12 protein-coding genes are annotated in these 19754 nt (G+C 48.0%); 1 reads left to right on the top strand and 11 read right to left on the bottom strand.

Going from position 1 to position 19754, the window contains the following annotated elements:
* The first annotated feature begins 375 nt into the window (after nucleotides 1-375).
* Complete coding sequence (locus CR46_RS18630) at nucleotides 376-501, top strand: hypothetical protein (protein WP_269556849.1); 126 nt, start codon at nucleotides 376-378, stop codon at nucleotides 499-501.
* Here CR46_RS18630 and CR46_RS0108735 read toward each other — a convergent pair.
* The 11 genes from CR46_RS0108735 to glmM all read right to left on the bottom strand — a co-directional run bounded on the left by CR46_RS0108735 (nucleotide 493) and on the right by glmM (nucleotide 19671).
* On the bottom strand, nucleotides 493-2805 hold the full coding sequence (locus tag CR46_RS0108735; RefSeq protein WP_030071958.1) for a glycosyltransferase family 2 protein: 2313 nt from the start codon (nucleotides 2803-2805) through the stop codon (nucleotides 493-495). The two genes, CR46_RS18630 and CR46_RS0108735, sit on opposite strands and share 9 nt — an antisense overlap.
* 36 nt (nucleotides 2806-2841) lie before the next feature.
* Nucleotides 2842-5169: a glycosyltransferase family 2 protein gene (locus CR46_RS0108730; RefSeq protein WP_030071956.1), complete on the bottom strand. Its 2328-nt coding sequence runs from the start codon at nucleotides 5167-5169 to the stop codon at nucleotides 2842-2844.
* 102 nt (nucleotides 5170-5271) lie between these two features.
* Nucleotides 5272-8448: a glycosyltransferase gene (locus CR46_RS0108725; RefSeq protein ID WP_030071954.1), complete on the bottom strand. Its 3177-nt coding sequence runs from the start codon at nucleotides 8446-8448 to the stop codon at nucleotides 5272-5274.
* Nucleotides 8449-8476: 28 nt separating this feature from the next.
* Nucleotides 8477-9643 (bottom strand): nucleotide sugar dehydrogenase, encoded by a 1167-nt coding sequence (locus CR46_RS0108720; RefSeq protein WP_030071952.1) that lies wholly within the window; start codon nucleotides 9641-9643, stop codon nucleotides 8477-8479.
* 75 nt (nucleotides 9644-9718) lie between these two features.
* Nucleotides 9719-10507, bottom strand: coding sequence for a polysaccharide lyase (locus CR46_RS17945; RefSeq protein ID WP_051690149.1), 789 nt, complete (start codon nucleotides 10505-10507; stop codon nucleotides 9719-9721).
* A 36-nt stretch (nucleotides 10508-10543) separates the two neighbouring features.
* Complete coding sequence (locus tag CR46_RS0108710; RefSeq protein WP_030071948.1) at nucleotides 10544-11203, bottom strand: HAD family hydrolase; 660 nt, start codon at nucleotides 11201-11203, stop codon at nucleotides 10544-10546.
* Nucleotides 11200-11940, bottom strand: coding sequence for a 3-deoxy-manno-octulosonate cytidylyltransferase (locus CR46_RS0108705; protein ID WP_030071946.1), 741 nt, complete (start codon nucleotides 11938-11940; stop codon nucleotides 11200-11202). Before CR46_RS0108705 ends, CR46_RS0108710 begins: the two co-directional genes overlap by 4 nt.
* Before the next feature lie 21 nt (nucleotides 11941-11961).
* Nucleotides 11962-13560, bottom strand: a complete 1599-nt coding sequence (locus tag CR46_RS0108700; RefSeq protein WP_030071944.1) for an aldolase catalytic domain-containing protein — start codon at nucleotides 13558-13560, stop codon at nucleotides 11962-11964.
* A 13-nt stretch (nucleotides 13561-13573) separates the two neighbouring features.
* On the bottom strand, nucleotides 13574-16048 hold the full coding sequence (locus CR46_RS0108695) for a hypothetical protein (RefSeq protein WP_156963057.1): 2475 nt from the start codon (nucleotides 16046-16048) through the stop codon (nucleotides 13574-13576).
* Nucleotides 16049-16053: 5 nt separating this feature from the next.
* Nucleotides 16054-18105, bottom strand: a complete 2052-nt coding sequence (locus CR46_RS0108690; RefSeq protein WP_030071940.1) for a glycosyltransferase family A protein — start codon at nucleotides 18103-18105, stop codon at nucleotides 16054-16056.
* A gap of 222 nt (nucleotides 18106-18327) precedes the next feature.
* A complete protein-coding gene (gene glmM / locus CR46_RS0108685; protein ID WP_030071938.1) occupies nucleotides 18328-19671 on the bottom strand; it encodes a phosphoglucosamine mutase in 1344 nt (447 codons plus the stop codon).
* Nucleotides 19672-19754: the final 83 nt, after the last annotated feature.

Genomic DNA, 19754 nt, shown 5'->3' with positions numbered 1-19754 from the left:
TTGCGTTCTAACCAGCGCAGCCAACTGGGCGGCAATGAACGACACAGTAGTAGATTCGCACCGGCATACTGGCGCAAAAAGGAACGACCGTAACGCCAAGCAGCACCGAAAGAGCGCGAAGCAACAAAACGCTCAACCGCTGCCCCCTGGCTTTGCAGCGCAGGCGCTGCAGATTTAAGAAAATAGATATCTTCTGTTGGCAGGCCACCATCGCTAAGCACGACCCACGAAGAGTGGCTATTCACCATAAGATCTCTTTAAGCTGTATCAACATAGCTGCTTTCGCGGGTGCGCTGACGCTTACACCGCGCTACAAAACCTATAGATTCAATACATTGGTAGCGCGTGGTAACGAATCTCGCGAGGAACGAGCGAATGAGGCACCCGCGGGAGGCGGCGGAACGACGCCTAATGGCACCGCCATCAACCGACCCCAGCACCGTTGCCGCAGCCTTCGCGGGAGCGCTGTCGCTACAACACTTTTATCGGCAATTATCTTAATGAAAAGTCTTCATGTACCAACGTCAGATTGGGATTGTAAGCAGGATCACAATCCAAATGTTTCCCCCAGGTACGGCGCATGTACGCCACTTCACTTAGCCAGCGGGCGCGTTTAGTTGGCGTATCATCGGCACCACGCGAGATAGACTCATGGTGGTAAAGTTCAGCAAACGGAGACCACAAGTTACGGTAGCCTGCCTCTCTCACTTTGATACAGAAGTCGACATCGTTATAAGCAACGCTTAGGTGCTGTTCATTTAAGCCACCAACGTTGTTAAATACATTTTTGCGCACTAACAAACAGGCAGCCGTCACCGCCGATAAGTTCTGAACCAGCTTCAAACGCCCAGTGTAACCGTCACTTTCACGGGGGAAGAAACGATGCGCGTGGCCCGCCACATCACCTAAACCGAGAATGACCCCACCATGCTGCAGCATGCCATTTGGATAATAGAGTTTGGCACCCACACAGCCAATTTCAGAACGACAAGCCTGGCTGACCATTTCAGTTAGCCAATACTCGTTTACCGGCTCTACATCATTATTGATTAAGCCAATAATGCTGCCATTAGCGTGCAACGCACCAAAGTTATTAATCGCTGAGTAGTTAAACGGATGATCCCAATGCAATACACGCACTCGTGAGTCACGCTGAGCGACCTCTTGCATATAAGCAAGGGTCTCTGGGCAGTCGCTCTGATTATCTAAGATCAATAGCTCGAAATGGGTATAAGCCGTGCGTTCTAAGATAGCGTCTACACAGGGCCGTAAAATATCTACACCATTACGGGTAGGCACCAATAAACTCACCAGTGGCGCAGGGTTAGGAATAGGCCATTCGATACGTACCGAGTCATTGGTTAATCCAGGTTGAACCATCGCTTTCGCACTCGCCACGTGCTGCTTTAGTACACTACTTACTAAGGAGATGGCGTCCTGCTGGTGAAGCGGATGAGGGAAGTCTTCACTACGGTGATATAACATAGCAGGCAAATGACACACCGATTTTTCGTTGCCGTGAGTCACTTTCCACATCATAAAAGTAAGTGCTAATGCATAATCTACCGCTGCTCGGCTGGTGAGGTTAGAGAGCAGATCTGCCTGCTCTGACTCCAGCTGCCATAATAACCTTCGCTTATATAGCGCTACTCGGCCAATGTAGTTAGTTGAAAGTAGCAAGTCCGGATTCCAGCCTGGCTTAAAACGTGGCTGGCAGCGCTTACCACCAGCTGTTATCACATCCTCATCAGTATAAAAAAGCTGTGCATTAGGATAATCGTTCCACGCTTTTGCAAGCATACACAGCGCTTCAGGGGCTAACTGATCCCCCCAGCTAATACGCATTACCCCATCGCCTTGGGTTTGAATAAACCCTTGGTGGTCTAACTTTGCCAAGGTGCGATGGTAACTACGAATCAGATTAATGCGGCTAGTGCTAGGAATATAGCCTTCTAACGTTCGACGCTGAGCATCAGTAATCTCAGCGGAAAGCACGATAAACACTTCCCAAAAAAAGTAACTTTGCGCTTTTAAAGAGTTAATGGTGGCAATAAAAGGCGCCTCGCCTTGCTCTAGGTCGCCCAACGTTACTGGCATGATGAGCGAGAATAACGGCGCCGTTTTCAAATTGGCAATTATTGACTGAGGATCTTCGCTCGCCGTTTTTTCGGTCGTATCTACCCATCGCGCATAGTCTTCTGACACATGTTGTTTTGCATGGGTTTGGTTATATTCCGCCAAGGCAATACTGCGCCAGCTGCGTCCTTGCGCTACTGACTCTACATGAAGATGACGAATCACCTCACGCGAAGTCATCCCTTTGTAACTGGCATGATTATTGATCAAGCGGCGCGCCAAGCGGTTATGTGCAAACCAAGGCGTCAACCACACCCACTCAACAGTCAGGTGCGCTAAGGCAGCTTCGCTAGCCAGCAGTGAAAATGTAATTTTCTTGACACCCATCGGCACCCAGAGAATTCGCTTAGTCGTTTTCCCCGGACGCAATGACACCGACGTTTCGATAATGCCTTTATGGGTATAGAAAAAAATCGTGGCGGCACCGTGAGCATCGGCTCCTAACCCGTCCAGTTCCAACATATTCCAGCCGGGAAGTGGCTTCTCACCATCACTAACACAGTGAGTGCTTGCTTTCACTGCCGTATTAATATTGGTTGCAGCTTCGCTCTTGAAGAGAGGTGCATCGACCACGTGAACAGTAGGGTTTCGCCGCCAGAAGGGAGGAACTACATTGTACCTGCCAATGGCGGCCATCATTTCATTTAACCTAACAATATGCTGCCTCATCGCCATCCTTAACCCATTTCGTTACCAAGGCAACACTTACCCAATAAGAGTGCTAGCGATCTGCTCCCAACGCAGTATCCCCAACGTTTTGAGGTATTCATCTGAAGCGATGATACGCTTTTCACGAATGCCTTCAAACGCCTTCTTATCCAGCTGTGCACACTTTTGGTGAATGACCTCATCAAGACTATGGGTAACCTTCGGGGTCTGCACAACAAAACGAGCATTGGTTTGCGTTGCCAGAAACTCAGGTGCGACGGCACGGGCTAACTCAGGATCAACATTCCCTGCGCTATGTACAAAGACAATACGCTGAAACAAACGGCTTAAATAATTAAACATGGAGTAGCTAGAAGATGAGCCAAATATCAAACATGTTTTTGGCATCAGCGCCTTCGGATATTCAATGACTAGCAACCGCCCAAAATTGGGTAAACCATTATCATACGTTTTATAGCGCGTATGACTGAACGACGTTAGCACTTCTACATTAGAGGTTTGCTTCGGCGTTAACTTATTGCCCAGGTCACCGCCCATAGTTTTTTCTTGGTAGCGGTCGTTTTTAAACAACGCCACACAGTCACTTTTTTCTAGCCCTAACGACACTGCTAGTGCGATAGCGGCGGTCATCGCGCCTTTATGGGTCCAGTGAGTATCAGTAGGGATAAAAGCGCTATCGCCTAAGGACTGTAACTCATTAACAGGATAAACCATTTTGGCTGATGCCTTTAGGCTCAGCACCTGCTGTATAGGGCCACTTTCGCCTTCTATTCGGGGGTGATAACTCGCGCCCATCACACTCTCTTTCGAGGGAGCCACCAATAACGCCCAAGGAACTTCACCTGCCAAAACATCCAACTGAGTAAGGTACTCATTCCAACTGGCCATGCCAGAGTGGGTCAGACGCATCCGCCCCATAAACTGGTCAACACTGCCATTGGTGTCGTTATCCAAAAATAGCCAACCTTGCTTACCTATCAGAACTTTTAGTTGCCGAGCAGTTTCTACGTCACGGATATCAACGTCCACGTCTTGCAGTAACCAACGCTCATCTTCAAGTGCCAACCATAAGCGGAAATGACCTAGCTTAGGCGGCACGGTAAAACGGAAGCCACATCTCCGTTGTGGGTGATTGTCTGCGGGCACTGAAAAAATGTTAGTAATAACATCCGGGCGGTCAATTTCCAGCGGATGGCAAAGCTCAAAGTCGGGCTGCCACTCCGCTATAATGCGCACCTGGGACTGCATTTCCGCTAGGCTTTTGGGCAACAATAACCAACCCTGCACAACTCGGCCAGAAGGTTGAAAGCGGGAACCACGCTGGGCAGAAGGAAAATCTAATGCCCAGCGCTCTATTGGTGGTTGCTCACTAGTTGTGGCAGAAGACCAATCTTTTAAACGACGCTTAAGCCAGCGTGTTAAGTCCGAACCTGAAGAGGTTTCCATCGCGTTTTTGTCATTAGCTGGCCCTTTCGGCTTATTTTCTGTTACAGATTTTGTTTCCGTTACGGCCTGGGTTTTATTAACAAGCTGTTGCAACCATTTCATTTGATGTTTGACCTTAGGCGCAAGCTCAGCAGCCACTCGACACGCAGTATCATTGCGGTCATGGCGCATAAAATAGTCGCGCTGCTTTTGATAGTTAGGTGTCGCCGCACTGCCCCGCTTAGCTTTACCTAATACAAATTCCTCTACCGACTTTACCAAGTAGTGGTTAATACGTGCCCCTTCCCAAATGATATGCTCGCTTAACCCAAATCGTGGGTTACCTTGCTTATCGCGGCGCGGTTCAATCGGCTCGCCCAAACTGTTAACGTAATACCCCTGCTTCAAACGGGCAAAATGAGGGTTATCGAAACGCTCAACATAACCCGGACGAACCACACTTTTAATATGATGATTGGGGCCAAATGTCTTTTTAGCTCGCTGCGTAAAACGCTCAATAACTAAGCCATCTTCACGAAATTTGGCACCATTAGAACCAAAGCAGGCCCAATTCAAGCCCAATGCGCCCACACTAGGCGACGCAAAGCGTGTTTCTAACCACTCAATAAGTGGCCGTTCACCAGCACAAGGCAATAGATACTCATCAGCATCAATAAACGCCACTAGATCAATATGACTAGGACATGTTTCCAATAACTGCTGATAGGCTAGCAGCTGAGGTGGTGTCTCGCCCGTTGGAACCGAGATCAATGTTACCAAGCCCTGCTCAGCAAGCACCGACAGTAATTCGTGAGTACCGTCAGTACTCTCATTATCAGCTATTAAAAAATGGCTGGCTCCCACCGTCAGATGGAACGCCAGCCACTCAACTAAGCTATCTACTTCATTTTTAACAATGGCAGCAATCGCAAGCTTCAAACAAAACCCCTAACCGTCTGTGTAACCTGTTTGTGTACTTAAGAATCAGATAGCTCAAGAATTGATTAACTTGAACATTTAGTACCTAGAACATTGAGCACCTTAAGAAAACTCTTCACGCTGGGTGAGCGTATAAACATTCGCCAACGCTTGACGCAACTGCTCAGCACTAAAGCAGAGTTGCGCTCGCTGTCGAGCTGCTTTCCCTAACTGCCTGCACCGAACAACGTCACCGGCAAGCTTAGCCACCTGCTCAGCAGCGGCCATCGTGTCACCAAAGGGAACCAGTATACCTGTGGCTTCCTCGTCGCTTTCAGCTGCAAGAACATCGTCAGCAACAACAAGCTCACTTAATGCGCCCCAGTTATACGCCACCACAGGCCTGGCCGCGGCCATTGCTTCTAATACAGTACGCCCAAAAGACTCCTGAAAGCGCGATAGGTTCACCACGATATCCAACTGCGCCAAAGCCGTTTCAGGGTGCTCCACATAGCCCGAAAAGCGTATATTGATGGGTGCCTTGCCTTGAGCTTGGCGGCGCTGTAGGTCGGCAATGGCGGGTGTTTCCCCACCAAACAGCACGACTTCCACCCTGGGGGCCAACGTGGATAGATAAGCCGCCATTTGCTCTACATCTTGCAAGCCTTTTTTAGCCACATTGCTACTCAACATGCCCACGCGCACGCGGGCCTGCGGGTTAAAATCTACGTCCGGTAGTGTAAGCAACGGCAACATGGCAATCGTATTGGGCACAATAGCTAGGCGCTTGCGGGAGCTAGGTAAGGTAAAAGCCTCCGCCACACAGCGAGAGTTCGCTACTACAACATCTGCCAATTGATGCACTTGGGCCACTAGCTCACTAGGTGTGGCACCCAATAGAGCGCACAAACTTTCATCAAAAGCAGGCAGTTCACGCACATGCACAAGAGCAGGAACGCCCGCCCGCTTCGCAGCGATATAAGGCTCGTGTAGTACCGCAGTATTACCATGCAACGCACTGGCGTTGTAGCGAGCAATTAACGCTTCAAACTGCGCAACCGTAGTGTTATCGGCCTGTTTACCCACCTGCCACCAACCATAAGGCAGTACTACCAACGCCTTACAGCGCTGTAACAACGCCTTTTCATAGGCAAGATTATTAGCTTCCGGTAACGTCACCACGACGTTCCAGCGCAGCTCGCCCATGGCATCCAGCACATCAACTAGACTACGTTCTGCACCAAACAGCGTACTACCTGCTTGATGGCCACAAAGTATGACCGTAGGCCGGTTTGCGAAGACCCGCTCACCCTGCCATTCAGGGTGAGGCAGATAGCCCTTGGCCTGCCCCACGCTGAGATAATGCGCAAGCGGGTTCATACTAGCTTCTGCTGCCTCAGGGTAACGACGCACATAGCCAGAAGTCGAAAATCCAGGACCAGGATCACGCCTCTCACTAGCGCCACTTTCCACATAGTGGTTTAACGGCTCTACCGGCGTGTGCTGCAAATCGATATAGCGGGTCAAATACCAGCCCGCATCTAACAGGCCAGATTCACTAATTAGCTCAAACTCACTAGGCGGCGGGTTCGGGGGCGCAGTCGCTCTAAGCATATCTGCGGGAGCTGTAAACAGCCGCTCAGTGGGCGCGATGGGCATAAATAGCCGTTGGGACGAACGATGCCAGCGGCCTGCCAACTGCATATACCGAAAACGGTTGCCGATGAACTGACTCACCAAATGGGAAGCTGAGTGCTGGCTTAACGAGCCGCTATCCGCCAAGCCAAACGAAAGCGGCACGCCGGGCAGTACCTCACTAACGCTGCCTGCACCGAAGGCAGCGTCTACCCGCCAGCGCCACTCGGTATCCGCATTGACCTTTACCCCATCCCAATAGCCCAAGGCTTCAAACACTTCGCGGCGAAACATCAACGACGACATATTGGGATACACCCAACCGTACTCATCCAACCGCCAGCGATGGAACATAAGCTCAGGGGTTACCCGCACCCAGTGAGACAAGCACGCTTTGATACTAGGCTGATCAATTAACTGCTGGCATTGCAGGGCAAGCTTTTGGGGGTGCGACCAGTCATCGCTATCGTGGGTAGTAATATACGGGGCAGTTGCCGCCGCCATCCCCGTATTACGGGCAGCGTAAGCCCCTTGGTTTTGGGTATGACGCAGTAACATCAAGGTAATATGGGGTAGAACACTGTCCTGAAGCTGCTCGACTTGAGTAACACTGTTATCAGAACTTGCATCGTCCACCACGATAATTTCCAAGCGCACGCCCTGCTGACAAAACAGGCTGGTAAGCGCTATCGCAATAGTATGCTCCGCGTTATACAGCGGAATCACCACACTGATAAAAGGCAGTGAATGGTGAATGGTGAGTAGTGAGTGTTGAGTGGTGAATGGTGAGTCGTGGGCCGCAGCTCCCGTAGCGCGTGATAAGCCTTCACCGAAGGCGGTGCTCACCCGCGGAAGATGCTGCCCCTGAGACACGGAATAGTCAGGCGCGAGATTATACAAATGCAGCGGCTGTTTGGGGTCAGCCAAGGTAACTGGCTGTAATCCCTGGGCCTGAAAATAGCGATTGATCACCGCCAACCGCTCAAGGCTTGTGCCTGAGGTTAAATGCTCTTTCAATAAGCTGAGCGCATTCGCCTTAGCCAATGCGGTATCAGCATGGTCTGGATAGTGCGTCTCTAAAAACGCCAGGGCTTGTGCTAATGCACTATCTTGCTGGGCGTTATCTTCAAATAGCTGACAACAAGCGTCTACCACCAGCAACGCTGGGCCAGGGCAACCAAAGCCTGGAAGTGTGTTCTCTGGTAGCAGAACCTCTAACACCGCTGGCCAGTTAGTTTGCCAAGCATACCACCGGGCAAGCTCCCAGCGAGCGGTTAAACGTTCAGCCAGCGTAGCGTTGGGGGCGGTTAACAAGAGCTGAAGCCGTGGCAAAACTACGGCGTCAGCACCACGCCACAACGCGTGCCCCCAACCAATAGCCTGGTTACGGCATGGTAAGCGACCTTCTGCTTTACCATGCTGCTGATAATGATCCCAGGGGTCGACACCAGCAGCGGCCACATCGGGGTAGGCCGCTAAATACCACGCGGGGTCAAAACCCGCGTTGTTAACACCTTCGTTATCAACGGTGGTCGTCGACGGTTCATTAGCACGTCGCTTACGCCAGCGCTTAGTGAATAAAGACGTGGCCAGTAATAGCTTAGTTAATAACGACTTGGTTAATAACGACTTAGCTAATAACGACTTGGCTAAAAACGAACGCATGGCAGCCTGCTATTAAAATGCATTCAGATTAATCGCTGCCGAACAGATCACGGGTATACACTTTATCCGCAACATCTTGCAGCTCTTCCACCATCCTGTTCGCCAAAATCACATCCGATTTCTCTTTAAACGCATCAAAATCGCGCATGACTTTGGAATGGAAAAACTCGTCTGCGCCTAGAGCCGGTTCAAACACAACCACTTCAATGCCCTTGGCTTTCAGGCGCTTCATCACGCCCTGCATCGCGCTGGCACGGAAATTATCAGAGCCGGTTTTCATAATCAGCCGGTACACGCCCACCACTTCGGGATTGCGACGCAGCACCGATTCAGCAATAAAATCTTTACGGGTGCGGTTAGCCTCAACAATGGCCTGGATCATATTACTAGGTACATCTTGATAGTTGGCCAGCAGCTGCTTGGTGTCTTTTGGCAAGCAGTAACCGCCGTATCCAAAGCTTGGGTTGTTGTAATGCTTACCAATGCGGGGGTCTAAGCCTACGCCTTCAATGATCTGCTTGGCATCCAGCCCATGTGATTCTGCGTAGGTATCCAGCTCGTTAAAGTACGCCACGCGCATCGCTAAGTAGGTATTCGCAAACAGCTTTATCGCTTCGGCTTCGGTACTGTTGGTCAGCAGTACATCAACATCTTGCTTGATTGCGCCCTGCTTCAGTAGCTCTGCAAACGTAGCGGCACGCTCAGAACGCTCACCAACAATAATCCGAGAGGGATAAAGGTTGTCGTGTAGCGCTTTTCCTTCACGCAAAAATTCAGGTGAAAACAGCAGGTTTTGGGTATTAAAACGCTCAGCGGTTTCAGTGGTAAAGCCAACCGGCACGGTGGATTTAATCACCATCACCGCATCAGGGTTAATCGCCATCACCTGGTTAATCACCGCCTCCACACTTTTGGTGTTGAAGTAGTTCGTTTCTGGGTCGTAATCCGTAGGGGTAGCAATAATCACAAACGCTGCCCCTTGGTAAGCGGCTTCGGCATCCAGGGTTGCCGTAAAATGCAGGTCTTCCCGAGCCAAAAATGCCGAAATTTCAGCATCTTCAATGGGAGACACACGGTTGTTCAGCATTTCAACCTTTTCAGGCACGATGTCAACGGCCACTACCTCATGGTGCTGAGCCAACAGCATCGCGTTTGAAAGGCCCACATAGCCCGTGCCAGCAACTGCAATTTTCATCCTTTTCTTTCCTCACCTGAAGTCGTTACATTCATAATGCATTAAAAACAACACCTGTCGCCCACAGGATGTTATTCAAAGCGATGGGCTAAGCGCGATTGTATCAAAATAAGCGCAGTCGGTTTTGTAGCTGCCATCTTCATTTCTAGGTGCCCATTCAGGGCTGCTACCACCGTGGAAGGTACTAAATAATAAGCGCTGAATCTGACTTGCCTCTGTTGTCTCAGCCCGGAAACGCAGCCCCGTATGCTCGATGAGCCGTTCCCCATCAACAGAAACAGTGACACGACCATTACTCTCTGTAGCAGGCTCATTGAGCGACACTTGCATTTCCACGTGGTGGTACTGCCCTGGCACAAAGGTAAATCCATTGGCAATGTACGTGTCCCCAAACCGTCCTTGCATATCTTGATGATAAATATACGTTTGCAGCCCACCGTCTCGGCGGAACATTAAACGCGCGCTCCACCCTTCTGGCGTTATCGCATTGCCGCCTGTTATTGGATTAGCAGGCCCTAAGCCATGCAGCTTACCGCCACGGGCAAAATCAAAGCCATCACAAAAACGCACCCAAAAGGAAAACGCATATTGCTGAGCAGGCTCAATACGAGGCGACACGACCACACGGCGACTGCCGCGTTCATAGCCCTCATAGTCAACGCGAAGCGCCGTGCTGTTTTTAACACCTTGGCTAGATGCCAAATAGGTATGTGGATGTTCCACAATGGCCTGACCTTGCGGAGAGAAAGTAACGCTATCAAAATTTTCCAGGGATACAGCGGGGTTTGAATCTCGCTCCCAGGGCTGCCATACGAGCAAACCAATTAAAGTGATGAATATAGCAGAGGCCCAGTTAGTAAACATTTTTCAGAAGCTACTCAGAAAAATAGGCAATGGCCTTCAAGAGCTCAAAAGTTTAGCTAAGCTTTCCGTATGGGTTATATCCTTCTCATTACACCACTCGAACCAATCAGCTACTTCACTCCACCCATTCAAGAACACAAAGTCCAACCCAGCGCTACTGGCTGCCTGATAGTCGTACTTACTATCTCCTAAAAACAAAGTAGGCTGTTGAATATTATCGTTACCAAGCTCGCGTTTTAGTATTTCATCTTTCGTGTCTGGACTTCCGAAAATACCACCGTCAAACAACTCAGCTAAGCCCCTGGCAGCGAACACTTCGCGCAGCTCTGCTTGGTCGCCACCAGAAACAATTAGCCAGCGTGAGCTTTCAGTACGTTCACGTAATGCCTCTAACCCTTCCGCTATATCACAAGCCATTAATCCCTCATGTACCTCTATGGCATAGCGGCTTAAAAGCTTATCTAAATTCGGGCCAGTGTGGCCAGGTGCCACAAGGTTTTCGAGAAAATAGGCAAATTTTTTGTAGCGCGAGATACCACCATGCTGTACATGGTAATCCACTAATGCTTGGGCAGCTGCCTCGCCATAAGGCAAGGCAGCTTGATAGAACGCATCAGTTTTAACACGATTAGAGTTTAGAACCACACCATCGCAATCAAAGACAAGGGCGTTGTACTCGGTTATTGAATATTTCATCCCAATCCTACCTTACGCATGGCGGCTTCTACTTTCGCTACATCGTCAGGTATATCCACCGCTAGGCTTCCGGGCTTAGTTTCAACGAGCCGAACGGTTTTATCCATTTCTAGGAAGCGTAGGATTTCAATGTCTTCACTGTGTTCCAGCTCGCTTTTACGACCAAAACTACGAAAGGACTGCAGCTCTTCACGGGTAAACGCGTAAATACACACCTGTTTTTTATAGCGAACAGGGGCACATTTTTGATCTTTAAATCCAGGAAGTGCCACACGAGACATATACACGAGCGTGTTATTTTCGGTGGTAATGACTTTGGGAATATTAACACTGTGGGGGTCTTCTTCATCAGAAACCCAGCTAAAACCGTTGATCACATCACTCATGTTATCGAGCTTGGCGTCGCGCACTTTCAAAATATCAATCGGGTCTACCAGGGGTTCATCCCCCTGCACATTGATATAAATATCTGCGTCTATCTGCTCAGCCGCCTGAGCAAGACGATCGGTTCCTGTTAATGCATCATCGGTGGTCATGACTGCCTGGTAACCTGCCGCTTCAACCACTTCAGCGATGCATTCGCTTTCCGTTGCAACGTAAACATTTTCTTTACCTACCGCCTTTGCTGAAAGCTCAGCCACCCACAGCACCATAGGTTTACCCAATAAATTCACCAAGGGTTTACCGGGGTAACGGCTAGAGCCGTAACGAGCAGGTATTAATACAACACTACGCATTGTGCTCTTCTCTTTGTTGGCTTAAAGCGCGTACACGGATTCGGTATGCAGACCGTAGCGAGTAGGCGTAACCGCCACAAGGTTTACCGCTTGTCCAGTTGCCAAATACTGCTCAAACAGCTGGTGCATTTCTTGGCTGCGAGGGTCATCCGCTCCATAGCCATCAAAGCCTGCCATAACTACCTTATTGGCGTTACCGCTGCTGACAACAGCAAGGGCATAAGCAACGACAAGGGAGGTAGGAGCTGCACAATAGGTATCACCAAACATAAAAGTATTGGGTTCTACTTTAAGCCCATAATCCAGCACCTCTTTATCCGCAAGAGAAGCGCGAACATCAGCAGGCAACATTGATAGCGGCGTAATCAGTGGCTGGGGTAACTTAGCATGGGCTTCGCAATCCGCCAGAAGACGCACAGGGTGACAGGCAACCCGAAGATCAATCAGCTCGGCATCAATCGCGCTTTGGGTGTTAAGCGCCATGACCAATGGCTTTTCTTGCTTAATATAGCGCTCAAGCGCTTTACGATGGCGGGCAACCCCAGGGCCTGTGCCTAATAGCAGCACATCGCGTCCTTCAAAGACCTGCTTGGGCGACCAATTGCCTTTAGCTTCACCCCGGTAAAAATGGCGGGCAGCATCTAGGGTATTCAAGCTAAATTTCTTACCGCCCTCTACCCGTAGGTGCTCAATGACGGCCAGCACGTCTTCTTCATCATAGCGGGAGTCGCTAAGCATTTCTTGAATATAGGTGGGGTGAATGCCGTACTTGCCTGACAAGTAATAGTACGGGTTGGTGCCCCAACCATAGTGCTCTTGCATGGGTTTAAAGTGTTTACGCAGCAACGCCATTAACGGCACCATACTGACTTGCTTATCGCGCCGCTCGGCAAGCTCAATGGCCAGCTCTTCAGTGCGGGCATTACCAGGGCCACGACCCATACCGGTTACAGTAGCGTCTACCCAGGTAACGCCCTCATCAATAGCGCGTAACGTATTAGAAAGCGCAAGGCCTAAATTATCGTGAGTATGTATACCCATAGGGCCTTCCCATTCAGTACGCATCCACTGAATAATTTGCGCCGCTTGGTCCGGATTCATGCTGCCCATACTGTCGGCGAAATAGAGCGCATCTAGTGGGTAAGCTTTCGCTTCACGGGCAAGCTCTTTTACTTCTTCTTCTGTACGGTCGGCTACCTGCATTAAGTTAAAGCCAACTTTAAAACCACGCGCTTTGAGCCAAGTTACCGCAGGCAATGAATCCGCAAACTCATGCACGTGGCAGGCAATGCGTACTAGCTCAACAGGTGAATTTGCAGCATCGTTGGGGAACAAGCGCTCTAACGCCTCCACCTGAGGTACATTACCAACAAGCTCACTGCCGTTGATCATTACACCAACGGTTAAGCCAGCGGGAATGGTTAATCCACGAATAAACTCATCGGTAGTAAACGCACAGGAACCTTGGAAGCCCTGATTTTTCAGCGAGCGCAGGCCCAGTTCAACAATGTCCACGCCAGCAGCCTGCATGGCCTCCAGGTACTCATGGATCAGTTCTTCCGAGAAATCCCACGCGTTGTAATAACCACCATCGCGCAGTGTGCAGTCTAGTAAAAACATGGCTAATTCCTTGCTACGCAAACAGCTTTTGTGCCCGCAAACCATAAAATCTCACCGTAGCGGCTGTGGCTGCGGTAAACCGGAAACGTATATTATCTAGTTTATTTGGCACTTGAAATGTAAGCGTATCGCCATCTGTAGTTGCCAGCACCACGCCACTATCACTTTCAGCAATACAAGTTCCAGCACCAGCGACTATATCAAGATCAAATTTAACTTCATAAGCACCTTCTCCACATGATATTGTTGGACTATCATCTTTCGTAGACACATCTGTATCGCTAACTAGAAATGATTCATTGGGAGCAAGCGTTATAGCATCACCTTCTGCTAACATACCGCCATTACTTGCAACTGCTGTGAAGCGTTGCAAACATAATGCAGACTTTAACCCTTCAAAACAAATGTCGCTCAACACCTTAGGATCAATAGAGTAGTCTGCCCAGGGGTATGGCTTCCCTTTCTTACGTTGACTAGAAATCATTTCTTTTGGCAAAAAATAAGATTTATAGTGCCGCTGCGTGCGGAACACTTCATCAAGTGCTAAAGGTGAATAGTGAACCACACCTGGCTTACGGAAAAAGGCAGAACACCACATCGAATCTGTTAATGCATTAGTAACTGAAAAATCAGTAACAGAGGCATAAGCTAATTTATCGGCAGCACGCTCACCGATCAGGCTGATCAATTTCCCCTTTAAATCATGCTTAGCAATTAAACCGTCAACAAACGCTTTCTCACTTTCAAGCTGTGTTTCTTGTAAAATTTTTTTATTTTCACCGACAGTAGCAGTAACACCATCTACAACAAATAAAACATCTGGAGTTATCTGCAAAACTTTTTCGATAAAATAATCAAAAAAAGCCTGTTGCTCAATAAAACTGCGTTTCATAAAACAAGTTCCTAACCATATAACCACCTTACCTTTAGGAGTTAAATAACTTGGATTCCAATGTAAGCGTGTTTGCTCCAGCGCTGCAAAATCATGCGCTCGACTAAATAAATTTCGCAGCTGATCCTCTCTTTCTTGTTCATCTTTACAAGAAAGCAAAAAAAATCCTTTTTCGGACTTTCCAAGCTGTCTTTCGCTCCATGCTTCAACATCGCCCGGAAAAAACCTCGGCGGAAAAAAAGAGATATTGGTATTTACAATTCTTTTACGATTACTTTTTAAACACAGCTCATTAAAAGTGAGGCTGTTATCGTAAACCTGATGATAAGGCCTCATATGACTGCCGAATAAAAAACCTAAAAAATTAGACTTTCTCTTGTAAACAGACTTAAACTTATACTTTAAAAAAATATCTATAGCATTACCAACAGGCTCAGGAACCTTATCAATCTCTACAATAGTGAAATACTCGTGAGAAATAATCACCTCACAAGAACCTAAACGTTGCAAAATAGAATAGAGAAACCCACCTGCTTGAAACGTCAAAAAATTCAGATGTTTTTTTGTATCGTAATAACCACTAATCAGATTGAAGCGAGTGCCTTTAACGTCGAATGCTTTCTCTTTTGCGACTCGTTGCGCCCAATAAACATACTTCACCTTTTTAAAGAAATCAACAACACTTGTTACAAGTTCAACATCCTGGTCATTATAGGCACTTATATCTTTTTTCTTATAAAGATCAACATACTGGCCTATGTGTCTTAATGACTGATAAAAAACATCAGGCGTTTCGGCCTTTCCATGACCACCTTCATGGCAAAAACGTATTTTCTTAATACGACTTTCAAAACCATTCTTAGTTATTTCTTCAAAAAAGGGTATTTCATGGTACTTCACATGGAAAGCATCCAGTTCGTTTTGTGCATAAACAATATTTCTACCCACCAACTTATCAACACTTGCCAACAAATTTGTTTTACTTTCAAACTTCTCAAAAACCTTTTTAAAAGATACTCCCTTATAAAGAGAACCTACAAACTCATTTACTTTTTTCCGATGATATTTTGAAATATCAGTTTGGGGATTGATGGCAATAGCACTTGCTTTCTCAAAAAACAAAAGTGCTCGTAGAGCAGCAAAGCCACCACCGCTAGACCCATAAAAAACGATGTTACTTTCTTCAATATTATGTTGTTTACAAAGCAACCCCAGCAACTTTGCAATTTTTTCCATAGGATCTACATACTGATCACCTGCATACCAAGCTAGCCCTAAGCTATCAGAGTGGCGTAGCATTGGATCTGCAACATAAAGTGTGTTGCCTGGAAAATATGGTGCCCAACTCCAACGCTGAAAAACAGGCAAGCTATATTTTTCTCTAGGCACATCACCAGAAAAAAGAACAAATAAATTTTTGTAACCAGGCTTAGGAGACCACAAAAAATCTAAACATGTATCTTCATCATGCATCTGATAAAGAGTGGGTTCTTGCCAAGAAAAAAAATCACCTATTTTAAATTTTTTAGATGAAATCTCAGTAAGCTTTTTTGAGTCAGCCTTACCCGAGCTAGGTAGCACTTTATTATTCTTCATTAACATCACACTTGCTTCCAATTCTTAAAAACCAGCCACTCGGGGTAGCCATCTAACGGATATTCTGCAAGATCCAGGTCTGCGATGTAATAACTCTTAGCTTTTACTACCTGCCCCATCACAACCGGCTCCACCTTACCCTGTTGAAGCAACTCAAAGTAGAGGTTACACAAAGCTTCCGGCGCTTTGTGAAAGCTAGGCCAGTGAAACAGAGCTACCTTTTGCTGGGAATGCTTGCCAATAAACGCAGCGGCTTTTTGACAATCTTCTAAGCGTGAAAAATCACCTGCAATCACAGTATCAAACTCAAGGGGGTCGTCCCCCCGCTCGAACATACTTCGCGGTGCAGGAAAAGCTCGCTGCGTTTTAGCATCCTTCACATGCAAATGCTTTTGAGAAGCATGCCACCAAGCGCAAATTTCTCGATAGATATGACGCAAGCCAAAATAGACCGTGCGTACGTGGGTAGCTTTAGTTCGAGTTAATGAAGACTCTTCATCTAGCGCAAAGGCAAGCGGTGTATCTGATTGAATTTTAGCAAATGATGCTTTACCAAACTGAGCCTGCATACGCCAAATGTATTCGGTGTCGCCACCTATACGCACATGATCCCACTCGCCAATGGTGTCCAACACTTCCCGACGGAACATGAAGGATGACTGGCTCCAATGCGTTAGGCTATTGTTTGGTCGCCAGTTTTGGGTGAATGCTAGGTTTTCATGAGCGCGAATCCAGTGAACAGAACAGCCTTTGACATCGGGGTGACTTTCTAGATATGCGACTTGAGTAGCGATTTTCTGCGGATGAGACCAATCATCACTGTCATGTGTGGTTAACAGATCACCTGTCGCAAAGGTTAGTCCATAATTACGCGCTGCATAAGCACCACCATTTTGAGGCGGCTGTACCGCCTTTACACGAGCATCTTGCTTTTCAAGTGCTTTCAATACCTTGAAAGTATCATCCGGTGAGCAATCATCCACAGCAATAATTTCGATATTTTCATAGGTTTGGGCCAGCAATGATTCAATTGCAATACGCACCTGCTCACCAGCGCTATAAATCGGCATGATAATAGAGACTTTGTTAGCTCCCCTTACCTTTCCAGCTGGCAGTCCTTCTACATTACCGATGGATAGTGGCTTGCTTTTATCTTTGAGACAGACACCACTAAAGCCATGAACAGCAAGGCCTTGATTAATGAGCTCGATACGTCTTTCATCATCATTGACCGTATTAGCCAGTGCAAAATGAGCGTCTGCATCCTTTGGGTGTTGCTGAACAAAAGCATGTAGCGTTGCATATGCTTCTTCAATTCGGTTTAGGGTAAATAGGCAGAAATACTTCAAATACACCGTTTCTTTGCGTGACTTATTAGCCCCCACTAATTGCTGCATTTTTTCTGCGAACGCTAATGCACCTTCAATATCACCGCAGAAGTAGAGCCATCTAGCCGTATGCCACATTGCCCACCAACGGGAAGCTTCAGTTGCAGCTGGATCGTTATATACTTCTTCTAATGCTTTTAAGGCTGTAACCGAGTGGCCATTCCATAACTGAACTGCTAAGTTGGCAGTGCTATTCGCTTCTTTATCTTTTATCTCATTCCCTTGCACTTTACCTTTGTACAGGTAGTGCAACAATGGAATCTCATTAGGGCGCATTTGCGCTTGATGGCTTTCCAGATAAAAGTCGTTATCGAAGCGTTTGCAAGGGTTTAGGCCTAGCCGCCAACCTACCGCCAAGTAGTGCAATACAGGATCTACTTTCTTGGGTAGCCAAATAGCATGTTCAACAACGTACCATTTCCCGTTTACTAAACGGGATTTTTTTACCAGGGAGAGATCTTCTTCTAACTTGCCTGGTCTGAGAATAGAAAGCGCATTTTTTAGCAACTGATCGCAGGCAGCTTTATTATCTATCTTGCGTAGCGCAAGGGCTAAATTCACATAACAGGGCTTAAATTCACATTGACGTTGGAGCGCCTTAACATAATAGGAAGCCGCCTGCTCGTAAGCTCCCTGTCGATACAGTTCGTTTCCTTTCTGAAAGTCCATAGCGTAATTAAGGCTCTCTGTATGCGTTATGTTCATTGATTAGGTGCATATTCTTTAGGGCCATCAAACCCGAACTGATTATACGAACGTCTTAAATGCTATCATAGCTAGGCTTATTTACCAGAAATACGCTGCATCGCACCATGAGTAGTAGTATAGCCAGTTTCAAAACAAGAATATCGCTATTTGCTATGCTCTTACCCATATAGGCCGCATAACAACCTATGCAGAGGGTAAGGCGCTAGCAATATGCTCGGCACACCACTGAGCAAGCTGAGCATCGCTAGCTTCTACCATGACACGGATGAGTGGCTCGGTACCGGATTTACGCAGCAGCACACGACCATTGGCGGCAAGCTTATCTTCTGCCTCGGTAAGCGCTTGCTGAACAGATGCACTTTCAAGCGGGTCTTCATCGTGACTAGCTTTAAAGCGCACGTTTACCAACACCTGAGGTAGCTTGTTCATACCTTGCTTCGCCATATGCAGCGTGGTGCCTTGGTTTAAGAGCGATGTAAGTACACGTAGCGATGCAATTACCGCATCTCCTGTCGATGCGTGATCCAGGCTTAGCAAATGACCAGCCCCCTCACCACCCAAGCGCCACCCGGTGTTTTTAAGCTGTTCCATCACGTAGCGGTCGCCTACGTTTGCACGCACAAACTGTACATCAATCGCGGCTAACGCCTGCTCCAGCCCCAAGTTACTCATCTGGGTGCCAACAACGCCCCCCGTGTAACCTGCTGCTTTGGCATCTTTCGCCAGCAGGAACAGCAGCTCATCACCATCTACCACCGCCCCTGTGTGGTCCACCATCATCAGGCGGTCGGCGTCGCCATCTAGCGCAATCCCAAGATCCGCTTCGTGTTCTAACACCGCCGTACACAGGCTGCGCATCGCCGTCGCGCCGCAACCTGCATTAATATTCATACCATTGGGCTGGTCATGAATACTGATAACGTTTGCCCCTAGCTCTTTATACACTGCAGGGGCAACCTTATAGCCAGCGCCATTGGCACTATCCACCACGATCTTCAAGCCGCTTAGGCTTAAGGTGCCGGGCAAAACCGCTTTGCAGTATTCAATATAGCGGCCAGCGGCATCTTCAATACGCCGCGCTTTGCCTAACGCTTCTGAACTGACGCACTCCATCCCGCCTTCCAAGGCAATACGCAGTTTGCTTTCAATTTCCTGCTCTTGAACGTCGGTTAGCTTATAGCCCCCCTGCCCGAAGATCTTAATGCCGTTGTCATCAAAAGGGTTATGAGATGCACTGATCACCACCCCAGCGTCAGCGCGGAAGGTTGAGGTAAGATACGCCACCGCAGGTGTCGGCAACGGCCCCACCAAGGCAACATTAACGCCTGCTGCCGAAAAGCCAGCCTCTAAAGCAGATTCCAGCATATAGCCACTGGCACGGGTGTCTTTGCCAATCAATACTTCTTTAATACCTTCCGCCCCAAGAACCTTACCAGCCGCCCAGCCTAGTTTCATCGCAAAGCTAGGGGTCATGGGGAATTCGCCAACACGGCCACGCACGCCATCGGTGCCAAAATATTTACGCATAAAATCAAACCATTAAAAAAATATTGTGAAATGCGAGACAGGTTTAGAGATGTTTTCCAAACCGTCCATCCCGAGAGGGTGGG

It is taken from the genome of Vreelandella neptunia (genome assembly GCF_000712975.1).
GTDB classification, from domain to species: domain Bacteria; phylum Pseudomonadota; class Gammaproteobacteria; order Pseudomonadales; family Halomonadaceae; genus Vreelandella; species Vreelandella qaidamensis.
The sequence above is the reverse complement of the archived record's forward strand: the minus strand, read 5'-3'. Positions and strand labels throughout refer to the sequence as shown.